This window comes from Alteromonas sp. (genome assembly GCF_984505615.1).
Window position 1 is genome coordinate 1 of sequence record NZ_CFHOXV010000076.1, and the last position, 5,724, is coordinate 5,724.

Consider the following 5,724-nt stretch of genomic DNA (forward strand, 5'->3'; position numbering starts at 1 on the left):
CTTGATGGAAATCATCATAGTAAGTTTCATTTCCTGTAATCTTGCACCTTCAGTTGTGCGTAGTTAAAGAAGTGGTGATATGCAGACGCCCTGGTATAAACAATTCTGGCCCTGGTTCCTGATCACGGTACCTGTGCTGACAGTCATTATGAGTGGTTTTCTCATCCATTTTGCCACTTCCGGTGAAGACAGCCTGGTCATTGACGACTATTACAAAGAAGGAAAAGCCATCAATGTGCGTCTGGACAAAGTCGAACGGGCGAAAAAGCTGAATATCACCACCGATCTCACCATTGAAAGAAACCGCGTTGCGCTGAAGTTTCATTCCGGTATTCCCCAATCCGGTGCCGCACTGAAACTGACCTTTTTCCACGTAACCCTGGAATCACTGGATACCGAATTATTACTTACCCGCGATGCCGGTGGTGTGTACCGCGGCACAACGGATACCGTTTTGTCGGGTAAGTGGCGCGTTTCACTCACGCCGCTGGATGAAGAGTGGAAAATCCAGAATACACTCCAATTACCGGCCTCCGGTATCATTAAGTTTAATCCGTGAGCGACGACTTTCTTTGTTACCACTGTGGCGAGCCTAATATACCCGGCAAGCCATTTACTGCATTCGTACTGGAGCAGGAACGCCATTTTTGCTGTCCGGGATGTCAGGCCGTGGCTCAGGCCATTACCGGAAACGGACTGGAAGACTATTACCGCTTCCGTACTGAACCGGCCTCTAAAGGTGATGCAGCATTAAGCGAAACACTGGATAAACTGTCTGTCTATGACGAGCCTGCCTTACAGGAAGAGTTCGTCGTTGATGACGGTAATAACAAGCATATTGAGCTAACCCTTGAAGGTATTACCTGTGCGGCCTGCGGCTGGCTGATTGAAAAGCAATTGTCGCGGGTCACCGGTGTCAGCCAGATTGCGGTGAATGTAGCACAGCGACGCGCAGTGGTTATATGGCAACCTGAGGCAGTATCGCTCAGTAGCATCATGGCTACGCTACGGCGTATTGGCTACCCGGCGCTGCCGTTTCAACCGGATCAACATGAAGCATCATACAAAGCGGAAGATAAGCGCTTTTTGAAAAAACTCGGCCTTGCAGGTTTGATGACCATGCAGGTCATGATGCTGGCGGCAGCCCTGTATTTTGATTTGTTCGATGCGATGGATGCACATACTCGGTCTTATTTTCACTGGATAGCGCTGGTTCTGACCACACCGGTGGTGCTGTATTCCGGCAGTACGTTTTACGTTGGCGCGCTAAAGGCTTTGTCGGCCCGGACCGTGAATATGGATGTACCGGTGAGTATTGCGGTGTTGGGCACCTGGCTGTCCGGTCTGTTTGCAACGGTTACCGGTCGCGGCGAAGTGTATTTTGAATCAGTTTGCATGTTTATTTTCCTGCTTTTACTGAGTCGTTTTCTCGAACACCGGAGCAGGCACCGCGCCGCGCAGATCTCAGCGAATATGTTGCAATATATACCGGTAACCGCTAATCAGGTGGCTGCAGATAACACCGTTACCCAGGTGCTGGCAAAATCGCTCAAAACCGGTGATGCTGTTGTGGTCAAAGCCGGAGAGACCATTCCCGTAGACGGCATTGTGACTGAAGGTGCCAGTGAAACCGATGAATCGATGCTTACAGGCGAGTTTAATCCGGTGCGCAAACAAACCGGCGATACGGTATTCGGGGGTACGGTAAACCGTACCGGCGTAATAACGGTAACTGTCACCAGGGCGTTAAAATTTGCGCTGGTAAATCAGATCATTCGTTTGCAATCCACCGCTATGGCTGCAAAGCCCCGGGTCGCTCTAATGGCTGACCGCTTTTCCAGTTATTTTGTCGCCGTAGTACTGATTACGGCTGCATCCTCATGGGCTTACTGGCACTGGCAGGGTAATGACAATGCATTTTGGATTAGCATCGCGGTACTGGTAGCAACCTGTCCCTGTGCGCTGGGGCTGGCTACGCCATCTGCCCTCACCTGCGCAATGGCAAACCTTAACCGGCATGGCATTTTATTGAAAAGAGCCGATGCACTGGAGCAAATCAACCACGTAGATACCCTGGTGCTGGATAAAACCGGAACGCTGACCGAAGGAAAGTTTGCTCAGATAAACAGCTGGTTTGCTGATCCGGCACGGGAAAGTGAAATCCGGGCTTTAATGGGGGCAATAGAGTCCCGTTCAGAACATCCGGTTGCCGCAGCCTTTGTTTCTGATAACAATCATGCATTAATTCTGAGCCATGTTGACGTTGTGGCAGGTATGGGGATCGGCGCACAATGCAATGGCCGCAGTTATAAAGCCGGTTCAGCGTCTTTCACCGGTATAAATGCCGGCATATCGCCCTTTCCCGCTAACGTGTTTCTTACCGAAAACGGTGTGCCCGTTGCCGCCTTTCGTGTAGCAGATAAAATTAAAGCGGATGCCGCAGACAGCCTGAGCAAACTGGCGCAACTGGAGCGGATAATTCTGAGTGGCGATATTCAGCAAAATGTTGACGACATTGCAGCGAATTTACCCGTAGACAAAGCCACAGGCGGGAACAGCCCTGAAGATAAATTAAACGCTGTGACAGCCCTTCAGCGGCAGGGCCGTCATGTCATGATGCTGGGTGATGGTATTAACGATGCACCGGTGATGGCAGCGGCTGATGTTGGCATTGCAGTGGGTAATGCCACGGATATCGCAAAAAGTGCCGCGGATGTGATTTTATTAAATGATAAGCTGGCTGTACTCGGACACCTCACTCATATGGCCAGAAGAGTAAAAGTGACTGTCAGGCAGAATATGGGATGGGCCATAGGCTACAATCTGGTTATCCTGCCGTTTGCAGTGTCCGGCATCCTGACGCCGTGGATGGCGGTAATTGGTATGAGCCTGAGTAGTATTCTGGTAGTCACTAATTCGACGAGACTGTTAAAGTAACGCTATGAGTATAATTTACGTCCTTATTCCCCTTGCTGTGATCATTGTGGCCATTGCCATCGGCGTATTTTTTTGGGCAGTAAAATCGAACCAGTTTGAAGACCTGGATCGCCAGGGCTACAGTATTCTTTTCGATGATGATTTATCTCCTGAAGAAAAAAAGCTGGCCGAAGAACGAAAAAAACTCAATGAGTGATCTGTCGTTTTTATCTGCCTTGCTGGTCGGGCTGGGCGGAGGCGTTCATTGTGTGGGAATGTGCGGCGGCGTATCGCTGGCACTGTCTGCCGCCACGCCGGCAGGCTCATCCCCTTTACCCTATGCGCTTAGCTACAACTTTGGTCGTATATTCAGCTACATACTTGCCGGCGCTGTTACCGGCGGCATCGGGCAGATAGCAAAAGATGCTGTACCGGTGACCGGCCCCGTACTCGCCGTCTTCAGTGGCATCATGCTGATTGCCATGGCCTGTTATCTGGGTAACTGGTGGCGTGGCCTGACCGCTGTTGAAGCCCTCGGCAGTAAACTCTGGCAGAGAATTCAGCCGCTGTCGAAACGGTTTTTACCTTTCAGGTCTCCTATTAGCGCCTTTCCCTATGGTATGATTTGGGGATGGTTGCCCTGTGGACTGGTTTATTCCACCCTGACGTGGGCACTGGCTTCAGGGACGGCAATATCCGGTGCAGTAATCATGGCCGGTTTTGGTTTAGGAACGCTACCGGCGTTGCTGGCTGTCCGGGCTGGTGCAGACTGGCTTTCCTCAGGTTTCAGACAACCCGTAGTTCGTCAGATCATTGCTTTGAGTTTGCTGTTTTACGCATTATTGCTGTTGTGGCGGGCTTTAAGTACTATACATTAGAATTATCGCAAACAGCGGAAAGTGAGCATGCAAAAACGTTCGGATTTTTCTATACACTGCCAGAATTGCAGTTTCAGCCATCTGTGTCTGCCCGTGGCTCTCAACAAAACTGAGATTGAGTCACTGGATGACATCATTGAACGCAAAAAGCCTTTGCATAAACACGATACCCTGGTAGAAGCCGGTGATAAATTTACCTCTCTGTACGCTGTACGGGCAGGTTCATTTAAGTCTTTTGTCACCGATAAAGAAGGTGAAGAGCAAATTATCAGTTTCCACTTCCCGGGCGATATTATCGGTTTTGACGGTTTACGTGACGACACTCACCAGAGTTACACTCAGGCGCTGGAAACGGCTATGGTGTGTGAACTGCCCTATTCCACTCTTGAAAAAATGTCTGAGCAATTCCCGAAATTGCGCCATCAGATCATGCGCTTTATGAGTGCTGAAATTAAGCAGGATCACGAAATGATGATGCTGCTGAATAAACGGACGGCAGAAGAACGCCTGATTTATTTTATCGCACATCTGTCCGGTCGCTTTGAGGAACGGGGTTTTTCTCACCGTCAGTTCAATTTGAGTATGACCCGCAACGAAATAGGTAATTATCTCGGTTTAACGGTAGAAACGATCAGCCGCTTACTGACCCGCTTCCAGAAAGAAGGCATTATAAAAGTAGACGGGAAGCTCATTACTGTTCTGGATTTTGCGGCTATGGATAAAAAGCTGCACTCTATGGACATTCCTACCCTTTGCGTGGATTAAGATCCCGTTGAAATATTGATCTGAAACAACGTCTCTCCTGCTGTAAGTCTTATACTAAAGATGAAGGCAGTATTTATTGTCTGCATCAATAAGGAGAGACGCCATGATCACCTGCAAACGTATTCTCGCCGTCGTTCAGGCTGACAACCCTGAACAACCTGCCCTTTCAAGAGCCATCGAAATTGCCCGTAAAACCGGTGCAGAAGTACACGCACTGCTTGTTGTATACGACTTTTCTTATGACATGACAACAATGCTCACCCGCAGTGAGCGTGAAGCCATGCGTGATGCGGTAACCAAAGACCGCATTGCCTGGGCAGAAAAAAACCTGACCCGCTACGATGATTATGATGTACAGGTTGCTGTTGAGTGGAGTGATAAACGTTACGAAGCCATTACCCGCTACACCATTAACCGTCAGATTGACCTGGTCGTTAAAGCTACCCGCAAACACGATGATTTTGCATCAGTGCTTTTTACACCGACAGACTGGCACTTACTGAGAAAATGTCCGGCTCCGGTTTTACTTGTCAAAGCCCATGCCTGGCCTGAACACGGTAATATTGTTGCGGCAGTCAATGTGGGTACAGAAGACAAAGAGCATGCACAACTGAATGACAAGTTGACCGGTATTGCAAAGGATTACGCAGAGTTACTGAGTGGTCAGGTACATCTGGTTAATGCCTATCCTTCTGCACCACTGAATATTGCCATTGAGATCCCCGATTTCAATCCTGAGACGTATCATAACGCTGTGCGAAACCATCATGTTCAGGAAATGGAAAACCACAGCGCTAAATTTGGGATCGGCGTAGCAAATTGCCATGTTGTTGAGGGATCACCCGATATAGCTATCCCGAAAGTGACTGAACAGCTGGATGCAGAACTCGTCGTCATCGGTACTGTGGGACGTACAGGCTTATCAGCCGCCTTTTTGGGCAATACTGCAGAGCATGTTATTGATAACCTGAATTGCGATGTGCTGGCGGTTAAACCTGACGGGTTTACGTCTCCGGTTAAGTAAATGGGCGATAACGGAATGCTGCTTGTGTAGCAGCATTCCGTCTGCTTTTGTATAATGGTACTTTTATTTTCCAGCCAATTCTGAAGTGCCATGAATCAAGTAACATCTACGCCATCTGACAACGCCAGTCACAGTGCGCAA

Annotated in this window: 6 protein-coding genes; all 6 read left to right on the top strand. The window is 49.0% G+C overall.

Annotated elements, in window-relative coordinates; translation table 11 throughout:
• The first annotated feature begins 79 nt into the window (after window positions 1-79).
• The 6 genes from AC4PME_RS20315 to uspE all read left to right on the top strand — a co-directional run bounded on the left by AC4PME_RS20315 (window position 80) and on the right by uspE (window position 5,583).
• Entirely contained in the window at window positions 80-559 is a 480-nt protein-coding gene (locus AC4PME_RS20315) for a FixH family protein (protein WP_490708870.1), read from the top strand.
• Window positions 556-2,937, top strand: a complete 2,382-nt coding sequence (locus AC4PME_RS20320; protein WP_491529748.1) for a heavy metal translocating P-type ATPase — start codon at window positions 556-558, stop codon at window positions 2,935-2,937. The genes AC4PME_RS20315 and AC4PME_RS20320 overlap by 4 nt, the downstream gene beginning before the upstream one ends.
• A gap of 4 nt (window positions 2,938-2,941) precedes the next feature.
• Complete coding sequence (gene ccoS, locus AC4PME_RS20325) at window positions 2,942-3,133, top strand: cbb3-type cytochrome oxidase assembly protein CcoS (protein ID WP_119501397.1); 192 nt, start codon at window positions 2,942-2,944, stop codon at window positions 3,131-3,133.
• On the top strand, window positions 3,126-3,794 hold the full coding sequence (locus AC4PME_RS20330) for a sulfite exporter TauE/SafE family protein (RefSeq protein WP_490708868.1): 669 nt from the start codon (window positions 3,126-3,128) through the stop codon (window positions 3,792-3,794). Before ccoS ends, AC4PME_RS20330 begins: the two co-directional genes overlap by 8 nt.
• Before the next feature lie 21 nt (window positions 3,795-3,815).
• A complete protein-coding gene (gene fnr / locus AC4PME_RS20335) occupies window positions 3,816-4,559 on the top strand; it encodes a fumarate/nitrate reduction transcriptional regulator Fnr (protein ID WP_303574686.1) in 744 nt (247 codons plus the stop codon).
• Window positions 4,560-4,662: 103 nt separating this feature from the next.
• Window positions 4,663-5,583: a universal stress protein UspE gene (uspE, locus tag AC4PME_RS20340; RefSeq protein WP_490708867.1), complete on the top strand. Its 921-nt coding sequence runs from the start codon at window positions 4,663-4,665 to the stop codon at window positions 5,581-5,583.
• Window positions 5,584-5,724 lie beyond the last annotated feature (141 nt).

Coding starts and splice junctions, on each gene's coding strand:
- AC4PME_RS20315 (WP_490708870.1), top strand. CDS start 80: ATGCAGACGCCCTGGTATAAACAATTCTGGCCCTGGTTCCTGATCACG.
- ccoS (WP_119501397.1), top strand. CDS start 2,942: ATGAGTATAATTTACGTCCTTATTCCCCTTGCTGTGATCATTGTGGCC.
- AC4PME_RS20330 (WP_490708868.1), top strand. CDS start 3,126: ATGAGTGATCTGTCGTTTTTATCTGCCTTGCTGGTCGGGCTGGGCGGA.
- uspE (WP_490708867.1), top strand. CDS start 4,663: ATGATCACCTGCAAACGTATTCTCGCCGTCGTTCAGGCTGACAACCCT.